General features: G+C 61.7%; 18 protein-coding genes and 1 pseudogene. 7 read left to right on the top strand and 12 right to left on the bottom strand.

Translation table 11 applies throughout. The features are described 5' to 3' along the window. Positions 1 to 355: 355 nt before the first annotated feature. The 7 genes and pseudogenes from QN219_RS29445 to QN219_RS29415 form a co-directional block, all read right to left on the bottom strand. Positions 356 to 826: a tannase/feruloyl esterase family alpha/beta hydrolase gene (locus QN219_RS29445; RefSeq protein ID WP_284003945.1), complete on the bottom strand. Its 471-nt coding sequence runs from the start codon at positions 824 to 826 to the stop codon at positions 356 to 358. Positions 827 to 907: 81 nt separating this feature from the next. Further along, positions 908 to 1,096, bottom strand: a pseudogene (locus tag QN219_RS29440) (tannase/feruloyl esterase family alpha/beta hydrolase); the annotation flags it as partial. Positions 1,097 to 1,098: 2 nt separating this feature from the next. Then, positions 1,099 to 1,281, bottom strand: a complete 183-nt coding sequence (locus tag QN219_RS29435; RefSeq protein ID WP_284003921.1) for a hypothetical protein — start codon at positions 1,279 to 1,281, stop codon at positions 1,099 to 1,101. After that, positions 1,256 to 1,489 carry a tannase/feruloyl esterase family alpha/beta hydrolase gene (locus QN219_RS29430; protein ID WP_289624298.1) on the bottom strand — a complete coding sequence of 78 codons (234 nt, stop codon included), beginning with the start codon at positions 1,487 to 1,489 and terminating at the stop codon, positions 1,256 to 1,258. Before QN219_RS29430 ends, QN219_RS29435 begins: the two co-directional genes overlap by 26 nt. Before the next feature lie 390 nt (positions 1,490 to 1,879). Next, positions 1,880 to 3,409 carry an AMP-binding protein gene (locus tag QN219_RS29425; RefSeq protein WP_284003917.1) on the bottom strand — a complete coding sequence of 510 codons (1,530 nt, stop codon included), beginning with the start codon at positions 3,407 to 3,409 and terminating at the stop codon, positions 1,880 to 1,882. A 30-nt stretch (positions 3,410 to 3,439) separates the two neighbouring features. Continuing rightward, positions 3,440 to 4,270 carry a p-hydroxycinnamoyl CoA hydratase/lyase gene (locus QN219_RS29420; RefSeq protein ID WP_284003915.1) on the bottom strand — a complete coding sequence of 277 codons (831 nt, stop codon included), beginning with the start codon at positions 4,268 to 4,270 and terminating at the stop codon, positions 3,440 to 3,442. Between the two features lie 70 nt (positions 4,271 to 4,340). Beyond that, positions 4,341 to 5,792, bottom strand: a complete 1,452-nt coding sequence (locus QN219_RS29415) for an aldehyde dehydrogenase (RefSeq protein WP_284003913.1) — start codon at positions 5,790 to 5,792, stop codon at positions 4,341 to 4,343. Between the two features lie 129 nt (positions 5,793 to 5,921). On the opposite strand from QN219_RS29415, the gene QN219_RS29410 reads away from it, so the two are divergent. From QN219_RS29410 to QN219_RS29390, 5 genes are all read left to right on the top strand, one after another. Then, entirely contained in the window at positions 5,922 to 6,404 is a 483-nt protein-coding gene (locus tag QN219_RS29410; RefSeq protein WP_284003910.1) for a MarR family transcriptional regulator, read from the top strand. A gap of 47 nt (positions 6,405 to 6,451) precedes the next feature. After that, positions 6,452 to 6,784, top strand: coding sequence for an MFS transporter (locus QN219_RS29405; protein ID WP_284003908.1), 333 nt, complete (start codon positions 6,452 to 6,454; stop codon positions 6,782 to 6,784). Then, on the top strand, positions 6,772 to 7,155 hold the full coding sequence (locus QN219_RS29400; RefSeq protein ID WP_284003906.1) for an MFS transporter: 384 nt from the start codon (positions 6,772 to 6,774) through the stop codon (positions 7,153 to 7,155). The genes QN219_RS29405 and QN219_RS29400 overlap by 13 nt, the downstream gene beginning before the upstream one ends. A 219-nt stretch (positions 7,156 to 7,374) precedes the next feature. Next, the gene (locus tag QN219_RS29395) at positions 7,375 to 7,518 is read left to right on the top strand and encodes a hypothetical protein (protein ID WP_284003904.1); all 144 of its coding nucleotides are present in this window, start codon (positions 7,375 to 7,377) and stop codon (positions 7,516 to 7,518) included. Between the two features lie 3 nt (positions 7,519 to 7,521). Further along, positions 7,522 to 7,659 carry a hypothetical protein gene (locus tag QN219_RS29390; RefSeq protein ID WP_284003903.1) on the top strand — a complete coding sequence of 46 codons (138 nt, stop codon included), beginning with the start codon at positions 7,522 to 7,524 and terminating at the stop codon, positions 7,657 to 7,659. An 82-nt stretch (positions 7,660 to 7,741) separates the two neighbouring features. Here QN219_RS29390 and QN219_RS29385 read toward each other — a convergent pair whose 3' ends face one another. Together QN219_RS29385 and QN219_RS29380 are read right to left on the bottom strand one after the other, a co-directional pair. Further along, entirely contained in the window at positions 7,742 to 8,509 is a 768-nt protein-coding gene (locus QN219_RS29385; RefSeq protein ID WP_284003902.1) for a coniferyl-alcohol dehydrogenase, read from the bottom strand. An 82-nt stretch (positions 8,510 to 8,591) separates the two neighbouring features. Then, positions 8,592 to 10,064, bottom strand: coding sequence for a benzaldehyde dehydrogenase (locus tag QN219_RS29380; protein WP_284003901.1), 1,473 nt, complete (start codon positions 10,062 to 10,064; stop codon positions 8,592 to 8,594). A gap of 323 nt (positions 10,065 to 10,387) precedes the next feature. Here QN219_RS29380 and QN219_RS29375 point away from each other — a divergent pair, with 323 nt between their 5' ends. Beyond that, on the top strand, positions 10,388 to 12,184 hold the full coding sequence (locus QN219_RS29375; protein WP_284003900.1) for a sigma-54-dependent Fis family transcriptional regulator: 1,797 nt from the start codon (positions 10,388 to 10,390) through the stop codon (positions 12,182 to 12,184). Positions 12,185 to 12,720: 536 nt separating this feature from the next. On the opposite strand, the gene QN219_RS34325 is transcribed toward QN219_RS29375, so the two are convergent. Both QN219_RS34325 and QN219_RS29370 read right to left on the bottom strand, forming a co-directional pair. Continuing rightward, the gene (locus tag QN219_RS34325; protein ID WP_405052284.1) at positions 12,721 to 12,894 is read right to left on the bottom strand and encodes a BBE domain-containing protein; all 174 of its coding nucleotides are present in this window, start codon (positions 12,892 to 12,894) and stop codon (positions 12,721 to 12,723) included. Then, positions 12,842 to 13,849 carry an alpha/beta hydrolase gene (locus tag QN219_RS29370; RefSeq protein ID WP_284003899.1) on the bottom strand — a complete coding sequence of 336 codons (1,008 nt, stop codon included), beginning with the start codon at positions 13,847 to 13,849 and terminating at the stop codon, positions 12,842 to 12,844. Before QN219_RS29370 ends, QN219_RS34325 begins: the two co-directional genes overlap by 53 nt. A gap of 222 nt (positions 13,850 to 14,071) precedes the next feature. Between QN219_RS29370 and QN219_RS29365 the strand changes: the two genes are divergently transcribed. After that, the gene (locus QN219_RS29365; protein WP_284003898.1) at positions 14,072 to 14,779 is read left to right on the top strand and encodes a substrate-binding domain-containing protein; all 708 of its coding nucleotides are present in this window, start codon (positions 14,072 to 14,074) and stop codon (positions 14,777 to 14,779) included. 451 nt (positions 14,780 to 15,230) lie between these two features. Here the strand turns inward: QN219_RS29365 and QN219_RS29360 are convergent, their stop codons facing one another. Next, positions 15,231 to 16,526: a PAN domain-containing protein gene (locus QN219_RS29360; protein WP_284003897.1), complete on the bottom strand. Its 1,296-nt coding sequence runs from the start codon at positions 16,524 to 16,526 to the stop codon at positions 15,231 to 15,233. Between the last annotated feature and the right edge of the window lie 148 nt (positions 16,527 to 16,674).

Below are 16,674 nucleotides of genomic sequence, written 5' to 3'. Positions count from 1 at the left end.
TTCTTTGAAGTGGCAGCAGCCCGAGGCCGCTCCACCCCATCAAGTTAAGTGCCAGGCCAACCCATTGAACTCAGTAGTCCAGGTTGAATAGTTACCGCGCGTTGGCACCTTCCCGTCGGGGCCGTGTCAGGCGCCAAATGGCCCCTCCAGTTCGGGCTGGCTCAAGCAGGGAAGTTCCTGCTAATTACTCAGACAGCCGCAGGCCAAGAGTTGTGCCGGCGTTTTCGGCGCAATTACTCGCAGACGAAACTGTCTGCCGATTTTTTATTTCCGCCAGTATAGCGTGCAACATGAGGATAGGGGCAAAGCTTGCGCGTGATACCCTGAAGATCTTCAGCCTCCTCGTTCTTTGGACTTACGCCGCGAAGACGGCGCCTGGTGCTTTGCCCTTCTCCACCCAATCCACAAGTGGAGAGAACATGTCGAAGTCATCTGTCGTTGGGCCGCGCGCGCCATGGTTCATTCCCGGTATCCAGTAGAACATGGCAAAGCTTTTTGCGTTTCCGCCATTATTCGGATCCAACCTCATGCACCACTTGGTCGTGTCGACGACCGAAAATACTGGATCGCTTACGCCGTGAAATACAATCATTTTGCCGCCGGCCTCCTTAAAACTCTTCAGATCAGGATCGTGCGTCCCGGTTGGTGTCATGAAGTCCATGGCCGATTCCGGGCCGTCGGTCGTGAAGATCTTCCCTGCGTCGGCGTCGAAATCGAAGTTCAAGAGGAACTTTTCAAGTGCATCCGGTGCACCATCGATCCTTGTCGGCGGCGTCGTAAATATCTGCGCCAGGGAAGGCGCGCCGAGGACGACTATTCGCGGCATTCCCCCCACTCCGGAACGCCGCTTTCCAGCTTCCACAACCGCCAGTTTGATCCGGCGACCCCACTATCCCAGTCCCAGGTGCTAAAGCTGCTCGCCGGCGGAATCTTGCGGTCCCATTGCGATCGTTTTCAGCGCTTTGACCTGCGCGGCCGACAAGCATGCAGACTGCCGGGTCGAAGTGCACTGCAACTTCGTCAGGTCGAAAGATGTTTGGCAACCGTCCACATCGGCGACGACTCCATCCTTCAGGCCGTCAAGATCGTCGCAGCTCTCTAGGACCTTAGCGCGACGAGGCCCATGTCCTCCTTGGAAAAGGCCTTCCGGATATCGGCGTTAACCGCCTTGAAAGCTTTGACGTCCCACGCATGCTGAATGGCCGCCTTGGGCAGATTGAACCCTGGATAGCCAACTATCAGCCTGTTAAATTCGCTAGGAATTCGCGCTGCAGCCACCATGGCATGCCGGCCGCCGTTCGACCCCCCGGACGCCATAGGTGAACTCGACCTTGCGGCCATAGTAGGCCTCGGTCATCGCCTTCGCCACTGGCTGCAATAGCTTCACCGCGCCATAGCCGTAGTGGCGACGCGCCTCCGGGTCAAAGCCAAACCGTGCGCTGCCGTCATGACCTGCGTCACTCGACACTACGGCATACCCTCTTCCCAGAGCTGTGTCTCTACGATTCCCCCAAGCAGCGGTCCAAAAGCTTCCTCGACTGAACCGTCATTGCCGCCGTTAAATTGGTGAACGAAGCGGCCGTTCCATTCATCCGGCAAACGCAGCTCGAAACGGATCTCATAGCGTTCTCCGTCCAATCCTGTCCGGCTGGCCGTTTGGCCACGTACCAGGCAGTGATCGATAGGACTTTCCTCTCCTTTCGCTGCATGCGTGATCGAGGTTATTTCAATCTCGGGGTGATCGCGTATGCTGGCTGAGACACTGCGCTGGCCAAACAAAAGGTAAGAGATCCGGTTATGACAAATGCAATACTTGATACGGAATTAGTCATTGTACGCCTCCCTTTGGAATCCATCGTAATTGTGATGCCGCGGACGCCTACCGCCTGAAATCACTGCCGGGCTTCGAGCCGCACTCCTCCAGCGCCTCCTTGCGCAGTACATGTTTGATCACTTTTCCGGATCCGGTTCTTGGAAGCTCGTCGACAAAGCGGAACTCTTTTGGAACCTTGTAGCGGGCAATCAACGACTGGCAGTGATGGGCGAGTTGGTCACTGTCGAGGTCCTGCCCCGGCGCGGCAACGACGTAGGCGCGACCGACCTCGCCCCATCGCTCGTCAGGAATGCCGACCACAGCTACCTCGCGCACACCGGGATGTTCCGAAAGCGCGGCCTCAACCTCGACGGGATAGATGTTCTCGCCGCCGGAAATGAACATGTACTTGCGGCGGTCGACAATCGTAATGTAGCCGTCTTCGTCGCGCCGCCCAATGTCTCCGGTGCGGATCCAGCCGTCCTCGGTGAAGCTGCGTTTACGTTCCTCCGGCCGGTTCCAGTATCCGCCGATCACGTTCGGACCGAAGACCAGGATCTCGCCCGGCGTGCCGTCAGTCACGTCTCGGTCATCCTCGTCCACCAGCCGCACCGCCGTCAGTGGCCCAGGAACGCCCGCGGCTCCCGCTTTGCTGCGCAGCAGGTCGCGTGAGAGTGGCATGCCAAGCGTGGTGCCGGTTTCGGTCATGCCGTAGCCATCCACCATCCGCACGCCACGGTCGAGCCACCAGCGGATGTGCGCCGCCGGATTGGGCGCGCCGCCGGTGAACAGCGCCTTGAGCTTCGTCCAGCGTTCGGGTGCGAAGTTTGGCGTCTGGCGCAGCGCCTCGGCCATTTGCGGCACGCAGAAATAGTGCGTGACGCCGAAGTCAGGGTTGCCGAGCCGGTCGTTGGTCTTTTCTGCGTCGAAGCCGGGAGAGACAATGAACGTGCCGCCGCGCAGCAAGGGCGGCCAGATCTGTGCGACGATGCCGATCACATGGAACATCGGGGTGTCGCACAGAAATATGCAGCCGGTGTCGACTTCTCCGAGCACGTTGAAATTTACCGCCGTGGCCAGAAGAAATCGGGCAGTGAGCAGCGCTCCCTTCGGAACCCCTGAAGTGCCGGAGGTGTAGAGAATGATGCAGGTGTCGCAGCCCGAATGCAGGGGACAGCGCGGCGCTGGATCGAAGGCAGACATTTCGGAAGCGAAGTAGGAGAAGCTGTAGCTCCGGCAACCCGGTGGCAGGACGGGAATCTCATCGTCGGTATAGAGAATGGCTGGGGTGCAGTCCTCCAGCAGGAGCGCCAATTCCTGCTGCGACAGCCGCCAGTTCAGTGGCACGAAAATCGCGCCGAGCCGCATCAACGCCTGTTGCAGGATGATCTGGTATACGCTGTTGCGAGCAAGGACGGCGATCCGGTCGCCTTTACCGATGCCCTCGTGATGCAATAGGGCGACTGCACGTTGGATATCCGCATCGAGTTCGCGGTAGTTCCAACGGCGATCGCTTGCAAGGTCAGTGCAGGCAAGCGAATCCGGTCGAAGGCGCACGTGCAGCGCTGCCGGATCGGGGCAAAAAAACTCCTTCATCTTTCTCCTCCTCCTGCCCTCCTCAGGGCGTCAGCGGGTCTGGCGATCCTTGTCGTAAGCGCCGAGACCCGGCCTGTAGGACTTCTCGTCGATGAACTGACGAATGCCCTCCTTGCGCCCTTCATCATCGAACGAGTTGGCGGCCTCCTGGGCGCGGACGAGGTAGTCCTCCGCCTCATCGTAGGTCATCACGCCGACGCGGCGCACGGCGTCCTTGGTGGCTTTCAGCGCCACAGGGTTCTTCTCGAGCAGCACCTTCGCGACCTCGGTAACCCGGCCCTTGAGCGCCGCGAGCGGCAAGCTCTCGTTGACGAGACCCCAATGCGCCGCGGTTCTCCCGTCGATCGGCTCGCCCGTGAGCGCATGGTACATGGCCTTGCGGAAGGACAGGAGCTCGACCGCGACCTTGGTCGCGCCGCCGCCCGGCAGGATACCCCAGTTGATTTCCGAAAGGCCGAACTTTGCTTCATGCGCCGCGAAGGCGAGATCGCAGGCGAAGAGCGGACCGTAGCCGCCGCCGAGGCACCAGCCATTGATCATGGCGATGGTCGGCTTCTGGTACCAGCGCAGCCGGCGCCACCAGCCGTAACTCTCGCGCTGCGACTTGCGGACGCCCTTGAGACCCTCCGCCTCCGTCTCGCGGAAATATTCCTTGAGGTCCATGCCGGCCGTCCAGGCGGCGCCTTCGCCGGTGAGTACCAGGACTCCCACATCTTCCCGGAACTCGAGTTCGTCGAGCACCTCCATCATCGCGCGATTGAGCGTCGGGCTCATTGCGTTGCGCTTGTCGGGCCGGTTGAAGCGCACCCAGGCGATGCGGTCGACGACATCATAGGCGACGGTGTCTATATCGTTGGCCATAGGGCCCTCCTTGCATGTGCATAGCCTCGGCCGGTCGGCCGGAACGGTTTCTACGAATCTGTTCGGCCGTTCAGAGCGGAAAGCGACCGGGCTCGGTCTCGATGGTGATCCAGCGCAACTCGGTGAACTCGGTGATGCCGGCTTTGCCGCCGAAGCGCCCGTAACCCGAGGCCTTGGTGCCGCCGAAGGGCATCTGCGCCTCGTCGTGAACCGTCGGGCCATTGATATGGCAGATGCCGGAACGGATGCGACGCGCCACCGACAGTGCCCGCGCCGCGTCGCGGCTGAACACCGCCGCGGACAGGCCGTACTCACTGTCATTTGCGAGGCTGACTGCGTCCTCCTCGTCTTTCGCGCGCAGGATGGCGACGACCGGGCCGAAGCTTTCCTCGGAATAGAGGCGCATGTCGGAGGTCACCTTGTCGACCACCTGGGCCGGCATGAGCACCCCTTCCGCAACGCCGGCCCCGGTCACCGTTGCGCCCTTGGCCACGGCGTCTGCGATCAGCGCTTCTACCTTGTCGACCGTGCGCACATCGACGACGGCGCCGAGCGGGGTCGCTCCCTTGCGCGGGTCGCCAGCCTTCAAGGCCCTGGCGCGTTCGGTGAACTTCGTCACGAACTCCTCGGCCACCTTGGGAACGACGATGATCCGTTCGGTCGACATGCAGATCTGGCCCTGGTTGAAGAAGGCGCCGAAGATCGCGGCCTTCACCGCCTCGTCGACGTCGGCGTCCTTTAAGACGAGGAGCGGCGCCTTACCGCCGAGTTCCAGGAGCACCGGCTTCAACTGTCGGGCCGCACGTTCGGCGATGATGCGGCCGACTTTGGTGGAGCCGGTGAAGTTGATGCGACGGACGGCGGGATGGTCGATCAGCGCCCCGACGACGTCACCCGCATCCTCCGGCGCGTTGGTTACGAGGCTGACCACCCCGCCGGGCAAGCCGCCCTCCTCGAGCGCCTCTACGATCAGCGCGTGGGTGCGAGGGCAGATCTCCGACGCCTTGAAGACGACGCCGTTGCCGCAGGCAAGCGGTGTCGCCAGCGCTCGCACGCCGAGAATAACCGGCGCATTCCAGGGGGCAATGCCGAGCACCACGCCAGCGGGCTCGCGGACCGCCATGGCGAGGCAGCCCGGCTTGTCAGAGGGAACCACTTCGCCGGCGACCTGCGTCGTCAGCGCGGCCGCCTCGCGCAGCATGGACGAGGCGAGCATGACGTTGAAGCGAGCCCAGGCCTCGGTTGCGCCAATCTCGGAGGCCATTGCGGCGACGAAGGCGTCCCCCTTAGCGGCGAGCGCGTCTGCTGCTTTCAGGAGCACGGCGCGGCGAGCATTGGGCCCGAGCGCGGCCCAGGAGGGGAAGGCGGTCGCCGCCGCGTCGACTGCAGCGACCGCATCGGCAACGGTGGCCGCGGCGGCTTCGCTCGCCACCTCGCCGGTTACCGGATTCTGTCGTCGGAATGTCCGGCCGGTAGAGGCGGCATGTTCCGCCCCGGCAATACGCATCGACACGAAAGTCATTTGTCTCCTCCCAATGACGGTCGGCGAGGCTCGAAAGCTGCCGGCGAAGAACCGCTATGTCATATAGCGGATTGACTGTTATGTGACATAGCATTATGCAGAATGCAAGAGCCAATGAGAGACGTCGTCATGCCTTTAGAAAAGAAGCAGCCCGAGCAGGATCCCGAAGACGCAAAGATTTGCCGGCTGCAAGACCTGGTGGGCTACCATCTACGCCGTGCCTCGGTTTTCGACCTGCAAGGGGCCGTTTCGGCGCTCGAGCCTGCGAACACACGGCCTGTGCCGATGAGCGTGTTGCTCAGTATCATCGAGACACCCGGCATCAGCTCGGCGGAGATCTGCCGTGCGCTCGGCATGCAGAGGGCAAACATCGTACCGATCCTGGCGGAGCTCGAGGAACGCGGGCTTTTTCTGCGCGAGGCGGACGAGTCCGACCAGCGCATCCAGCGGCTCTTCCCGACCCGTCGGGGCGAGGAGGCGGCGGCGGCGTGGCTGGCACTCGTTTCCGAACATGAACGCAGCATGCTCCGTCGCCTGACGGCGGAGGAACAGACGGAGCTTCGTCGGCTATTGGCGAAGATCTGGCAGCAGGATGGGCCAAAGCAGGGCTAGGCCTGCAACCAGCGGGGAGGTAGGAACCCGCTTTCTGGGAGGACGAAATGCAGGTTACCATCGACCACCGCTCCGGCGGGCGGCGAGCGCTCTTGCTCGCATTCATGGCAGCCGTCATCGAAGGCTTCGACCTTCAGGCGGCTGGCGTCGCGGTGCCCAAGCTGGCCCCGGCGTTTGGGCTCACACCCCAACAGATCGGACTTTTCTTCTCGTCGGCGACGGTCGGCCTGATCTTCGGGGCGCTCGCCGGCGGACGGGTTGCCGATGCTTGGGGTAGGCGCTCCGGACTCGTGCTTTCGCTGGTGACCTTCGAGATATTCTCGGCCGCCACCGCCTATGTATCACCAGCTTCGAACAGCTCGTCGTCATGCGCTTCCTGACCGGGATCGGTCTCGGCGGCGCCTTGCCGAACCTCGTCAACATCGCCGCGGAATCGACAGATCCAAGCCGCCGGGGGCGCGCTGTCTCGATCATGTATGCCGGCGTCCCCCTGGGCGGCGCCGTGGCAAGCGGCGTCGCCATTCTCGGCCTGCACGGCGGCGACTGGCACTCGATCTTCCTCGTGGGCGGCATCATGCCGTTGCTGCTCGCGCCGGCCATCTACATCCTGCTGCCGCCGCTCGGCGTGGTGAAGAGCGAGAAATCCACCTCGGGAGCTCTTTCGCGCATTCTGGCGCCGCAGACGCTGCTTACCACGGTGGCTCTCTGGGTGTCGTTCTTTCTCGGCTGCTCGTCGTCTATCTGCTCTTGAACTGGATGCCGCAGCTTCTTGTCTCCCGCGGCCTTGCCCGTGAGGAGGCCTCTTTCGTCCAGATCCTGTTCAACCTGGGCGGCGCGGCAGGTAGCCTCGTCGGCGGTCGGATGCTCGACCAGAGGAACCCGGTAATGCCGGTCGCGCTCGGCTTCGCGGCCGCGGCCCCGCAGCTTTGCTCATGCTCAGCCTGCTGCCCGCACATCTCGGGCTCACCTCATGGCTGGAGCGCTGGTGGGCGGTGCTATCCTTTGCGTGCAGGCAATCCTCTACGGCGTGGCGCCTCAATGCTATCCCTTCGAAATCCGTGGCACCGGTGTCGGCGTGGCGGTGGCCGTCGGCCGGCTCGGTTCCATCGCTTGACCATTGCTGGCGGGTTTTCTCGTCGCCGGCGGCAGCAGCCCGTCTGACGTGATCTTCGCGCTTGTTCCGATCACGCTTCTGGCGGGGTTGACCACCGTTCTGCTGCTGGCGCGACGGGAACGTGCCTTGCAGGCGGCCTGACGCGGGGATCAGCGCAGGAACAGCAATGAGGAGGCTACCGAGGCGGCCTTCTCAAATGCCTGCTTGCACGTCGGTCTTCGGTTCAACTGTAGACGGCAGCAAGCCCGCCATCGATCGGTAAGTTAACGCCCACGACCCAACGGGCCTCGTCCGAGCAGAGGAAGAGGACAGGACCCGCGATCTCGTCGGCGAAAGCCGGACGCTTCATCAGATCCGCGTCCTGTTCGACGCGCTCCTGGCCGAGCATGGTGATGAAATCCCCGATGATCGGCGTGAACACGGGGCCCGGGGCTACCGAGTTCATGCGAATGTCGTGGCGCATGAAGAGCTCGAAGCTGCGCTTGTGCGACCAGACGATCAACGCCTCTTTGAAATACTGGTAGCAGGTTTCCTGTTGGACCGGATTCTCCTCGAGCCAGGCCAGGCCTTCGGCGAAGCTGGCGGTAGCGGCCAAGGCCTTGTGGGCTTCGGCGCGCTTTGGCCATTCGGCGCCGAGAATGGAGGCGAAATTGACGATCGAGGCGCCCCGCGGCATGCGATGGACCATGGCTTCCGTCAAGTGGCGCAAGCCGAGATAGTTGACTTTGGCGACGATGTCGCGGTCGACAGTCCCCGGAACGCCTGCGGCATTGACCAGAGCGTCGATCTGCTCCGGCAGTTGGGCCACGGCCGCGTCGATTGCCTCAGGACCGCTGAGATCGGCCTTGACGAAACCGTCGAGGGTGAGCATCGGGTCGTTGCGGTCGATGCCGACGACGCGGGCGCCGTGGAAGCGGGCGAGGCGGGCGACTTCGCCGCCAATCCCTGAAGAGGCGCCGGTGATGACGATGGTTTTTCCGTTAAGGGTCATGCCTTGTTCCTGTCCATGTAGAGTCAACGCGTGCCGAGCGGACTGCCTTGCGTGTTCTAATTCTGCGTTCGTTCGGGCTCGGTCAAAACGGATAGGGCGTCGCGTTGTCCTTCACCGACACCCATTGCCACTGGGTGAATTCCTCGATGTCGGCGGGGCCGCCGACGCGCGTGCCGTTGCCCGACTTGCCGCGGCCACCGAAGGGGGCGTAGGGTCCGCCGTTCACTGTCTGGTCGTTGATGTGCAACTGGCCGACGTTGAGCTGGTCGCCGACGGCCATGGCGCGACCGAGATTGGCGGAAATCACGCCGGCCGCCAGCCCGTATTCGGAGCTGTTGGCGAGTTCTATCGCTCCCTCATCAGTCTTGAACGAGACGATGCAGGCGACGGGTCCGAAGATTTCCTCTTCGAAGGCGACCATGCCCGGCTGGACGCCGGCAAGCACGGTCGCGGCATAAAAGCGGCCGTCATGCGTGCCGCCTGCGAGCAGTCTGGCTCCCTTGGCGACGGCATCGTCAACGATCCTCTGGATGTTCGCGACCTGCGCATCAGAAATGATCGGGCCGAGAGCGACCTGGTCGCTTGAGGGATCGCCCGCTGGCAGATGCCGCGCTTTCGCGACGAGACGCTCTGTGATTGCCTGCTCGATCTTCTCATCGACCAGCACCAGGCCGGTAGCCATGCAGATCTGGCCCTGGTGCAGGAAGGCGCCCCAGGCGGCGTTGGAGGCGGCCATGTCGAGGTCGGCATCGTCGAGGACGATCAGCGCATTCTTGCCGCCGAGTTCGAGTTGGACGCGCTTCAGGTGACGGCCGCACACCTCGCCGACCCGGGCGCCGCCGCGGGCAGACCCGGTAAAGGAGATCATCGCCACGTTCGGGTCGCTGCACAGCGCCTCACCAGCATCGGCGCCGCCAGGCACGATGTTGAGAACGCCCTTTGGCAGACCGGCTTCCTCGAAGATCCGGGCGATGATGATGCCGCCGGAGATCGGCGTGCGCGGATCGGGTTTATGGACGACGGCGTTGCCGAGCGCCAGCGCTGCCGCAATCGATCGGACCGAAAGCACCAGCGGGAAGTTGAAGGGCGAGATCACGCCGACGACGCCGTGCGGCACGCGACGCGCATAGTTGGCGCGCGCGTCCATCCCGGGCAGGAACATGCCCGTCGGCGTGATGGCGAGCGTTGCCGCATGACGGATGAAGAGGACGCCGTGTTCGATCTCGATCATCGCCTTGGGGTGGATGGAGCCAGACTCCTTCATGATCCACTGGGCGAGCTCGCCGCCGTTTTCCTCGAGCAGATCGGCCGCTTTGTTCAGGATCCTGGCGCGTTCGACCGGAAGCGTCTTGGCCCAGCTCTTCTGGGCGGCACGGGCTTCGCCTGCCGCTTGCGCGACGTCCTCCGGGCCGCCGAAGCCGACCGAGGCGAGTACAGTGCCGTTGGCGGGATTGGTCACGTCGATCGTGCCGCCGCGTGTTTCAGCCCATTCGGATATGAAGGCGCGGCCGCTCCAGCGGCCCGCGTCGAGAAAGTTCCGGTTATGCATGTTCATTGGTCGAAGTCCTCCTCGGTCTAGTTGGATGGAAGAAGACCTGGCTTCGCCGCTCCCGAGGCGAGGGTGATTTCGCCACGTTTCCGGGCTGTCGCTGGTGCAATCCTCCGGGCCGCATCCTCCGGCGGCCTCCCAAGGCAGCGCAAGGAGCGTGCCAGTTTCCGCGCCCATCCTTGCAGCACCGTCATTTTCCGGCGATGACCCTGAAACAATTGCATTTTTGCAGCTTGCATGGTGGGCCCGCACTGGGGCCAGAGGACTTGCCCTTCTTCAGGAAATAATGCAAGGTTTCATCATTTGCAGAATTTCATGAAAGGCGCTTGATGCATAACAGCGAACGTCCCCCGCAGCTCATCTCCCTCGCCGACGCGTCGAAGACGACGGGCAAGATGCTGTCGAGGGGCGCCTTCAGCGAGCTCGAGACCGGTGCGTCGCCCACCCTGACCGAACTCACGGAAGCCCTGCATTTCGCCCTCGGCGACGGCCGTATCTGGCTCAACGACCAGCGCATGGTGCTGATGCAGTCCCAGGTGCTCGGTCGGCTGCGACAGGAGATCATCGAGGCTTTTGGCGTGGAGACGGCCAAGGGCATCTTCATGCGTGTCGGCTACATGCAGGGCGTCCGCGACGCCGAGCTCGTTCGCAAGCGCTTCCCCAACCAGGATCTGACGCATGCATTGGCGGCAGGGCCGCGCGTCCATACACTCGAGGGCTTCGTGAAGGTCACGACCAGGCACTTCGAGTTCGACAGCGTCAAAGGCACCTATCTCGGCGAATTCCAGTGGGACGATTCCTCCGAAGCCGCCGAGCATATCGCCCATCATGGCCTTGCGAGCGAACCGGTATGCTGGATGCAGAGCGGCTATCCGACCGGCTATACCAGCACCTTGTTCGGACGGCCGGTCATTTTCCGGGAGACCGAGTGCGTCGCGATGGGGGCGCCGCGCTGCGTGGTGGTCGGCCGGAACGCCGAGGAGTGGGGCGAAGATGCACCGGAGCGGGCCTATCTCGGGCTCGAATGGAAGCGTACACGGCGCCCCCCGCGGCTAAAGGTCGAGCCCGTCCAATCGGCGGAGTGCCCTCCGACAGGCAAGGACGAAACGCGGCGCGTCCACGACCAGATCGTCGGCGTTTCTGCCAGCTTTCTGCGCGCCAAGCTGATGGTGGAGAAGGTCGCCGACACTGAGGCGACGGTTCTGCTGATCGGCGAGTCCGGCGTCGGCAAGGAGATCTTCTCTCAACAGCTCCATCGGCTGAGCGCCCGCGCCAGACGACCTTTCGTGCCGATCAACTGCGCCGCGATACCCGAGGGTCTGGTGGAGTCGGAGCTGTTCGGCGTCGAAAAGGGCGCCTTCACCGGAGCGGTCGCTTCGCGGCCGGGTTACTTCGAGCGAGCCGGCGGCGGCACCATCTTTCTCGATGAGATCGCTTCACTCGGCTATGCCGCCCAGGGCAAGCTGCTGCGGGCGATCCAGGAGCGCCAGATCGAGCGGGTCGGGGGTACGCGCACCATCCCCGCCGATGTCCGCGTCATCGCCGCATCCAACGTCGATCTTGCCGACGAGGTGCGCGCCGGTCGCTTCCGTCAGGACCTCTATTTCCGTCTCTGCGTCTTTCCGATCGTCATTCCGCCGCTGAAAGAGCGGCGTGACGATATCCCGCTGCTCGTCGACCACTTTCTACGCCTGTTCCGTGAACGCCATCGCCGAGATGTCGCCGGCCTGTCCCGCCGGGCGATGGACGCGCTCCTGGCTTATGATTTCCCCGGCAACATCCGGGAATTGCAGAACCTGATGGAGCGGGGTGTTATTTGCGCGGAGCGAGGCGGTCAGATCGACGTTCAGCATCTCTTCATAGCCGGCGAGGTCTCGCCCGTTTTCCCACAAGCACTTAGTCGGGAAGGAAAGGTCACGGCAAAGCCGTCACGCCCGACTACTTCCGACCCAGCCACAATCCCCGCGCGGATTTCCTCTGCGGGGGATCTCGCTAGAGCCGAGAGCGCTCTTTACGAAGACGCCCTGCGGCGCGCCGGGGGCAACGTCTCGGCTGCCGCGCGAAGTCTCGGCTTGACCCGCGCCAAACTAGAATACCGGCTGCGAAAAATGGGCCTAATCGGCTGAGAAGTTCGGCAAAGCGGGCACACACGACGCCGCGGAACGATGCGGCGCGTACCCCAACTTCTTGACGGCATGATAATAGTCGATGAAGCCCAATCGAACCATTTCTTCGGGCACAGGCAGCAGTCTCTGTGACTGTACGTTTTCAACCGTCGAATGCCGTTGGTGCGAAGGATGATGATGTAACCCTTATCCGTCCTTTGCAATGTCGCCGACTGCCAACCCCGCAAACTCTTTACGTCTGGCCCCAAGATAAGCGAACAGGATCGGCAGATAGTGACCTGCCACTGAACTTTCATCCAGCGGCGACTGGAGCCTCGGCGGTTTTCGATACGCCACTTGGCGCGGTGGGAGCAACCGGCGGAAACGCGTAGCCTTCATCAGCGTCGCGGGTGGGTCGATCTTTCCGGTTCCCATCCGTCGCCAAAGGGTGGGATGCGGTTATTCGCTCCGTTTTGACCGGCGACAGCGTCGCGCCGAGGGGAGACACTGTGCGGCTAGAACTGGGTGGCAATCATCAATGACGCATTCCGCCGACCTCATTGCGGCAGAATGTTCTGGTTCATGTGGAAGAGATTGTCTGGATCGTAGTCGCGCTTGACCTTCTGAAGCCTTGCGTAGGTTTCTGCACCGAACGCGCCGCGAACCAGATTCTCACCTTCACCAAATCCCGGAAAGTTCAGATACGGGCGACCGGTGGAATAGGGCTGCATGCCGCCAAACGTCGCGAACCCACCCGATGTTGGGGTCGTCGTTGGCCGGATCGGACCAGATTGCATCGAGGCTCAGCATGATGGGCATGGAGCGGTCGCCAAAGGCGGTGGCATCGGCGGCAACGCGCTGTACTGCACCGCCAAACTTCCAGATCGAGGCAAACGTCTTCTCGGACGGGCGTTTCGCCATCCGCGTGGCGATATCGGCGATAGCGCCGTTGTCGAGGCCAGCGAGGTAGGTCGACTTCCAGTAGCAGCGGTCGCGGCCCGTGGGAAACAAGCCGTCGTAGATGGACTGCAGTGCACGGTATGGCATGCGGCCGCTGAAATCGAGCAACGGTTCACCAAAGCCGCGCAGGGGCCGCGTCACACGCACCCCTTCTTCAGCCGGACCACCATAGACCGTTGCGAGCGTCACCACACGCTTGCCCCATGTGTATTCCGGATAGGCCGGATCCCTGGGTATGGTGGAAGATTCGGCGAGACCACTGACTTCTTCCGGCGCCCAGGCCATGTAGTCACGCCATCGCGGAAGCATGTCGTTGGCGCGCTCTTCAGGATAGGCGGGAGCGCAGAACATCAGCTCTTCCGCGATCGGATGGCCGCCCTCGGAGGTGCCCATCAGCGCTGCTCGACGAGAACCCGCAGCATCCAACACAGCCTGCATGTCCCGCATTCGTTCTTCCAGCGTTGGAAACCCGACATTGCGATCGGAAAGACCCGTGCCGCGCTTGTCGAACAGTATCAGCCGAGAAAACGCGCTCAGCCGCTCGAACACATGTGCCAACGGAGGAAAGATCCAGGCATGATCCAGATTGGATACCCAGCCCGGCACATAGATGATATCGAGCGGGCCGTCGCCGATCGTCTGATAGGCAATGTTCAATCCGTCACTTCTTGTAGCGTGTGCTCGGTTGCATCCTACAAGAATAACACGACACATTAACGCCCGCATTTGACAATTCAGAGGCAGGAGGGCGGCTTCGGCCCAATCGGAGGCGACCCCATTGGGTCGGTTCTGCTTGTTTCTCTAAATCTCGCCAGGGTGGAAACCGCACGATTTTGACGAGCATCATGTTGGGGCCGCTGACATCGCTCGGCATCCGAATTCCCAGCATGACGCTGAGTAGGCTATATACGCAATGCAAGAAGTCCTTCGACCGTTTCAGGGGAGGCTATGAACCACGACATCCGACTTTTTGGCGCTGTTGCGGTCCGACCCGCGGTCCTTGCGCTCATATCTCAGTTCGAAGCCGCGACAGGATACAATGTTGCGGTCAAGTTCGAACTCAATCCGACAGTGAAGAAACAGATTGAGGCGGGGGAGCCTTTTGACCTCGTCATCATCAATCCGCATATGGTTCAGGATCTCGCCGCCATGGGAAAGGTCAAAGCGGGGAGCCAGGTAGCGTTTGGCCGGATCGCAATGGGCGTCGCGGCCAGGGCAGGCAGTCGATCGCTAGACATTGGGTCCATGGAAGGGTTCGAACACGCATTGAAGAGTGCCAGATCAATTGCCTACGCTGTTGAAGGAACCAGCGGCGCCTACTTCTCCGGTCTTCTTGAGCGCCTGGGAATAGCCGACGAGGTGAAGCCGAGGCTGGTGGGCATAGCAGGAGGGCGGACAGCGCTGGCTGTAGCCCGCGGGGAAGCCGAGTTGGCGGTCCTTCCCGTGACCTCAATTCTCGCCGCCGCTCCCGACGTCATGCTTGTCGGGCGGTTTCCGTCGGAACTCCAAAGTTACATCGACTTCGCCATTGGCATCAGCGCTGATCCAAAGGACACAGAAGCTGCCAAGCAACTGTCGGAGTTTCTGATGTCGGCTGACGTCGATGGCACCTTGGCAACAAAGGGCATCGAGCGCGGCAAAGGGCATGCTGCATAAGCAGCGATCGGCTCACGACCACCGGCTGATGGGCATCGCGGTGGCAATCTCGTGCTGGTGCCCAAGAGTCGGCTCGGGGCCAAAGCCAGGATTTCCAGTCCGTATCCACGTGCGGCCGCAACGGGTCGAACCCATCCCTACCAGCCGCTCCGAACGTCTTGAAAGTCCGCCTTGGTGACCTTGGAAATCTAAAACCCCAGCGTCCGCTTTCAGGGCGTGCATCCAAGACCGTGCAAGTCCCAAATGAGGGCGCAATGCTGCCGTTCAGCCGACGGCTCTAACCATTGAGCTACAGTCCCCACCAGAAAGGTTTCTAGGGACAGCAAACCGATTGATCAAGCTCGGGGCGCAATGGATTTCGCGAACTCTGGCGCTACCAGGGAAGCAGCCCAGCTTCCCGCACGCCCGCCTGTTCGTATCCCTTCAAGGCGTGAAGATCGCCGGCAGATGGTCAGTCGAGTCCGATGACCTTCGCCGGTGCGAATGTTTGAAAACTCTTCACCCCGGAAATCATGCCGGTTTTGAAGAGCGGTGTCCCAACGGCACCTTTCATCCAGCACTCCCGCTTCTTTTTGATATAGGTGAAGGCAACGCACCGGTCATTGTCGATGCAAGCGAGTCGGCACTGAAGAGGGGTTGCGTTCGAGATCGACGCACGAACGCCGAGATCGCCCCCAGGTAGATCCACATCCTCGAACAGCGCCTCCTTTGGGTCGATCGTGCCCATGCTAAATGACGTTGGATCTGGATCCGCGCTCGCCAGGAATTTTCCCGAGATCGCGACCGAGTTGCCATCGGCGCGACCTTCGTTTGCTTTCAGGAAACAGTTCGGTCCACGCACAATCTTCGGATTGGCATTGAAGGTGAACGCCTTGCAAGCGCCGTTCATCTCCAGACAGCTCGTGGCGCATTCGGCGACGTCGGCCGTCCTTTTCGAGGTGAGATCATCGCCAAACAGGTCAAGGCCAGTGTAGACGGCGATACGCGTCGGTTTACGAGCAAACTCCTCGATCGCCGACAGTTTCTCGCTTTGACCGTGGCCTATAGGCGATGCAGCGCCAACTTGGCTGTTTGACTCAGATGAGGCAGCCGCAATCGAGTTTGCCGTTGAAGGTGGCGCACCCTCGGACGTGACGATCGGAGTTGTGGACACCTGTTCGTTCGATGTCGTCGCCGTGCCCTTGCGGTTAAGTTTGTAGCGGCCAATTTCCTCGCTTGAGAACACATGCATCTGTGACGGAGGCGTCTTGAACATCGTGGTCATGACCTCCGGCGGAGTGTCGAAGCGAGCGAGCATGTCAATGATATCGGAGATTGACAGCTGTGCGCTTACCAGGTCGTTCGATTCACTAGAGATCTGGTGGACGCCAAGCTCACCGTCCACCTGCCGTTCGACACCCGCCATAAAAACGAAGGCGCAAGCCGAGTAGCAACCTTTCCCTTTTGGGATAAAGGTGGAGAGGCGCCTTTCGTGCACGTCGTCCGCAATCAACAGCGCCATCTGAACAGCGCCACCGACGCTATCTAGCACCAGCAATCTAGCTTTCTGCGAAGCGTGAAGCGCCCGCCTGAAGTTCAGAGCGGAATAGAGGTCGATTTCGCCGCTGAGTGTGATGACGCTTGGGTCGCTCTCCTCGAACGAAAAAGGGCCAAATTTCTTTGTCCCGGCCAATGCCGGATCATACCCAAGCGAAATGGCCAAGCAGAAGGCCAGCATGCGGACGAGGCCGAACTTAAAACTCGGCAAATTTGTGCTCCCAGGCTTTGTTTATATTCAGTGAACATTGATCAAGTTCAAGTTGCAACACAAAAAAGCCATAACGGTTAATAGTGCGGTGCACCTCACGGACAAGTCGCCCCGCGTTTCAACCGCGCCCCGACTCCACCGGGATCGG

The sequence above is a fragment of the Sinorhizobium sp. 8-89 genome (assembly GCF_030124325.1).
GTDB lineage: Bacteria > Pseudomonadota > Alphaproteobacteria > Rhizobiales > Rhizobiaceae > Sinorhizobium.
Note: the sequence above shows the minus strand (reverse complement) of the source record. Positions and strands in the feature narration are given on the sequence as shown.

Bases quoted from the DNA above. Each gene is read 5' to 3' on its own strand.
- QN219_RS29445 (WP_284003945.1), bottom strand. From the start codon at position 826: ATGCCGCGAATAGTCGTCCTCGGCGCGCCTTCCCTGGCGCAGATATTT.
- QN219_RS34325 (WP_405052284.1), bottom strand. From the start codon at position 12,894: ATGCAGCCCTATTCCACCGGTCGCCCGTATCTGAACTTTCCGGGATTT.
- QN219_RS29395 (WP_284003904.1), top strand. From the start codon at position 7,375: ATGGCTGGAGCGCTGGTGGGCGGTGCTATCCTTTGCGTGCAGGCAATC.
- QN219_RS29415 (WP_284003913.1), bottom strand. From the start codon at position 5,792: ATGACTTTCGTGTCGATGCGTATTGCCGGGGCGGAACATGCCGCCTCT.
- QN219_RS29375 (WP_284003900.1), top strand. From the start codon at position 10,388: ATGCATAACAGCGAACGTCCCCCGCAGCTCATCTCCCTCGCCGACGCG.
- QN219_RS29435 (WP_284003921.1), bottom strand. From the start codon at position 1,281: ATGGTGGCTGCAGCGCGAATTCCTAGCGAATTTAACAGGCTGATAGTT.
- QN219_RS29425 (WP_284003917.1), bottom strand. From the start codon at position 3,409: ATGAAGGAGTTTTTTTGCCCCGATCCGGCAGCGCTGCACGTGCGCCTT.
- QN219_RS29405 (WP_284003908.1), top strand. From the start codon at position 6,452: ATGCAGGTTACCATCGACCACCGCTCCGGCGGGCGGCGAGCGCTCTTG.
- QN219_RS29410 (WP_284003910.1), top strand. From the start codon at position 5,922: ATGCCTTTAGAAAAGAAGCAGCCCGAGCAGGATCCCGAAGACGCAAAG.
- QN219_RS29370 (WP_284003899.1), bottom strand. From the start codon at position 13,849: ATGCGGGCGTTAATGTGTCGTGTTATTCTTGTAGGATGCAACCGAGCA.
- QN219_RS29400 (WP_284003906.1), top strand. From the start codon at position 6,772: ATGCGCTTCCTGACCGGGATCGGTCTCGGCGGCGCCTTGCCGAACCTC.
- QN219_RS29385 (WP_284003902.1), bottom strand. From the start codon at position 8,509: ATGACCCTTAACGGAAAAACCATCGTCATCACCGGCGCCTCTTCAGGG.
- QN219_RS29365 (WP_284003898.1), top strand. From the start codon at position 14,072: ATGAACCACGACATCCGACTTTTTGGCGCTGTTGCGGTCCGACCCGCG.
- QN219_RS29420 (WP_284003915.1), bottom strand. From the start codon at position 4,270: ATGGCCAACGATATAGACACCGTCGCCTATGATGTCGTCGACCGCATC.
- QN219_RS29380 (WP_284003901.1), bottom strand. From the start codon at position 10,064: ATGAACATGCATAACCGGAACTTTCTCGACGCGGGCCGCTGGAGCGGC.